3 protein-coding genes and 1 CRISPR repeat array are annotated in these 3,520 nt (G+C 33.1%); all 3 genes read left to right on the forward strand.

Features of this window, described 5'->3' with window-relative positions:
• The first annotated feature begins 27 nt into the window (after positions 1-27).
• Positions 28-265: direct repeats of the CRISPR family, unit length 30 nt; unit sequence GTTTTTAGCTCACCTATAAGGGATTGAAAC.
• Between the two features lie 180 nt (positions 266-445).
• The 3 genes from K6343_01050 (at position 446) to K6343_01060 (ending at position 3,352) form a co-directional block, all read left to right on the forward strand.
• Complete coding sequence (locus K6343_01050) at positions 446-1,336, forward strand: hypothetical protein (GenBank protein MEF3244562.1); 891 nt, start codon at positions 446-448, stop codon at positions 1,334-1,336.
• A 180-nt stretch (positions 1,337-1,516) separates the two neighbouring features.
• Positions 1,517-2,164, forward strand: a complete 648-nt coding sequence (locus K6343_01055; protein ID MEF3244563.1) for a hypothetical protein — start codon at positions 1,517-1,519, stop codon at positions 2,162-2,164.
• A gap of 279 nt (positions 2,165-2,443) precedes the next feature.
• On the forward strand, positions 2,444-3,352 hold the full coding sequence (locus K6343_01060; protein MEF3244564.1) for a hypothetical protein: 909 nt from the start codon (positions 2,444-2,446) through the stop codon (positions 3,350-3,352).
• Positions 3,353-3,520 lie beyond the last annotated feature (168 nt).

The raw sequence follows: 3,520 nt of genomic DNA on the forward strand, positions 1-3,520 counted from the left end.
AGTAATATTGCAGGAATAGGAATGAAAGTTTTTAGCTCACCTATAAGGGATTGAAACATGATTGAAAGAGAAAATGAAGCTTATCCTCTTAAAAACTGTTTTTAGCTCACCTATAAGGGATTGAAACTATCTGTCGCTGTTTTGGTGTTTATTTTTTTCAGGATGAGTTTTTAGCTCACCTATAAGGGATTGAAACTCCAGTCTATAATTTTGTATATCATTTCCATACTTAGGTGTTTTTAGCTCACCTATAAGGGATTTAGATGTAGGGAAACTTACAAATTCAAATATTTTAAACGAAAATGTCTCATATATTTAAATAAATTATTTTTTTCATTCTAAGGTAGGCAAATCTTAAGAAGAGAAAAAACCTAAAAATAATTAAACGTGGTAGAATTTTTGGATTTTTCACTTCCTTTTTATTATTAAATAGAGGTTTGCTATAATGAAAAATATGTTAGATACGAATCAGTTTTCTTTTACAAGCACCTTAGGCTATGTAATGGTTTTCCTCCAAGGGTTTTTAATTATTACTCTTTTTGCGATAGCGCTCACTGGGGAAAGACATCCATGGTGGGGATTTGCCGAAAATATAGGGATTTTGGCTTTCAAGGTGTGGCTAGCATTAATACTTATTACACTAATCTGTTGGTTTATTGAGTTTAGAAAGCAAAAGAAAACGGTAATAAGTTCAATTTTAAGCGCTTTCGGTATTAATCTTGCAATAACTGCTATAGCATTATGGTTTTTAGGGGGGTTCTTCTATTTGAAAACTTATGTTGTAGAATACCTAAATCTACCATCAGAGTTTTATATTTGGTATGAAATATCATGTATTGGAATTATTGCTGGGTTATTAAACCTAATTCCAATAACAAGAAGGTACGCCAATAAAATTATTAGTTTGTATTTGTTAGATACTGATAAAGAATCTGGACCACCTCTAAAAACATTTCTTGGCATTTTTGCACAGTGGCTTATACCATTCATATTAATAATTCCTTTTAGTAATTTTCCTTTTCATAAACGGAAAGAATTTGCTAAAAGGTCTCTTCCCTCTGCAATAGCAAGTGGGATAACAATAGTTTTTGAAAATATAAAAAATGGGGTTCCTATTATAGATGTCTTTGGCAAATACGCACTATATGCAATGGCAGTTTTGCCATTAAGTTTTGCGCTGGGCTTTATTTACTTATTACTTCTTGAAGAATTCGTCCGAACCGATTACAGTAGTAATTTACACCGTAAAAATGTAATTGGCGATTCTCTGCTTGCAATTCTTACTTCACTGGGACTTTTGTACATACTGTTCCATCTTTCTTTTATAAAACTTTAATGATATACATATTAGCTTTAACTTTATTTCAGGATATCTTGCTATTTCTTATAATAAAAATTTTTTTATTCTGCGTAAGGTTTGAAAATTTTGTAAAATATTTTTTGTATAATATAGTTAGAGGTGTTTTAAGCTTATATATGGGAATTTAAATTAAATTATAAAAAAGAGGAGGGAGCAATGAAGAAAAATTTCTTACTTATCATTTTAGTCGTTACTTTGTTAGTATTATGCGGTTGTCATTCACCATCCTCAACTAGCCAAAATAAAACAGAAACACTACAAACAGAGCAAGGCACACAGACTACATTGCTAACAGCCCAAGAAGCCTATAAGCAATTAGCAGCCGAAGCTTATAAATGGTCAGCTGATGCAAAGGCCTATAAACTTGTAGGAGGAGACAGTCACAAAGATGCAGTAGTTGATTTTACTGATGATGGAAAAAGCCTAAGTTGGAGATTTTGGTTTAGCTCTGGTGAAAAAAGAGAGATAAGAGTTTATAGTTTTAGAAATGGAAAACCATATTTTTATCCCGAAGCAAGTGGTGGTGACCCCAAAAAAGTGAATTACGAAGTTTCTGGTTTTAAAGATTATTGGCTCATCGATAGTGGCAAAGCGTTTGAAATTGCAAGAACAAAAGGTATCGTTAAACCATTACTGGCGCACTTGTATGCAAAAGGTAATTTTGTTACTGTCCCAAGAGAAGTAAGAAATGCAGCTACTCCTTGTAATGTTTGGTGGGAAATTTGGGGAAAAGACGAATCTCAAGTTACCAGAGAAATATACATAGACGCTTCCTCGGGTGCTATACTGTATCTATCGGATTAAAACTTTGAGATCACCTACTTTTGCTGGGCTTACCTTATAGAAAAATGGGTTCATAAGGTAAGCCTTCTAACGAAATGGTTAAGATTTTTGAAAACACAGCCTGAGAAAATTTTACCTAATTGGTAAGGAACCAGTTTTGAAATTGTGAGAAAGTCCCCATTATGGGTTTAAGCCTTACTACCTATATATCTTTGCATTGTAAATAGTAAAAAGAAGTTTTTCTTAGATTTTTAAAAGATATTTAGAAGGATGTAAAAAATTACAAAAAAGGAGAGAAAAATGGAGAAGGATTTAAGAAGCAACAACTTAAAAAACATTGGAATTGAGGTAGAAATACCTGAAAGTTATCATTCTCTTGAAGCAGAATCCCTTGAGGCAATTAAAGAATCACTAAAGAATTACCCTAAGGCAAAAACTATGTTTGAAGCATTAGTAAAAGACCCTGAAGTAAGGGCAGATTGGGATTTATCCAACTTTATTGCAGTTAAAAAACTTTTGTTTAACGACCATGGAGAAGTTCACGCAAAAATTGTTTGTGCCTCTGCTTTAAGAATGCTTGACATTTTGTTAGAACGGGATATTAAGCCTGATTTTATTAAGGAAAACTGTGGTGATGCAGATGATGAACATCTCATTGTTCTTTCTGCTGCGCTTCTTCATGATATCGGTAATCAAATCTTTAGGAAAGAACATTCATTACATAGTACATACCTTGCTATTCCAATACTTGAAAGGCTTCTTCCACAATTTTATGATGATGTTGAAAAAAGAACCGAAATAAGGGGTTTTATACTCAATGCAATCTATTCCCACGAAGTAGATGTGCCTGATTATACAATAGAAGCGGCACTTGTAGGAATTGGAGACGGAACCGATTTAACTAAAGGTAGAGGAAGAATGGCTTTTGATTTAGGAAGCCTAAGTATTCATACCATTTCTGCTCTTGCAATAGAGCGCCTTTTAATACTAAAAGGTGCAGAAAAACCAATAGAGATTGTTATAGAAATGTCAAACTCATCGGGTATATTCCAGGTGCAAGAAATTCTTGGAAAAAAGATTGTAGGTGGACCTTTGGAGGAATACGTTTCATTAAAAGCAATTATGGTTCCAACAGAAACTGATTATGAAAGAAAAATTGTCCGCGCAATTACTCTTAAAAATAAAAAATTTATCGCAACCGAAAAATGAATTTGCAATTTGTTTGTTATTGCACTAACTTATAATTGAATGGTTTATTAAAGTTTCACCCCTTTTCTCTGTCACCTTGATCTTTTCTTCTCTGTCGTCCTGTTTTTCATTCTGTTTCCCTTTTCTTTGTCATCCTGCGCTCTTCTCCTTGACAAAGTCAAGTGGAGC

This window comes from Caldisericaceae bacterium (assembly GCA_036574215.1).
In the GTDB taxonomy this organism is placed as follows: domain Bacteria; phylum Caldisericota; class Caldisericia; order Caldisericales; family Caldisericaceae; genus Caldisericum.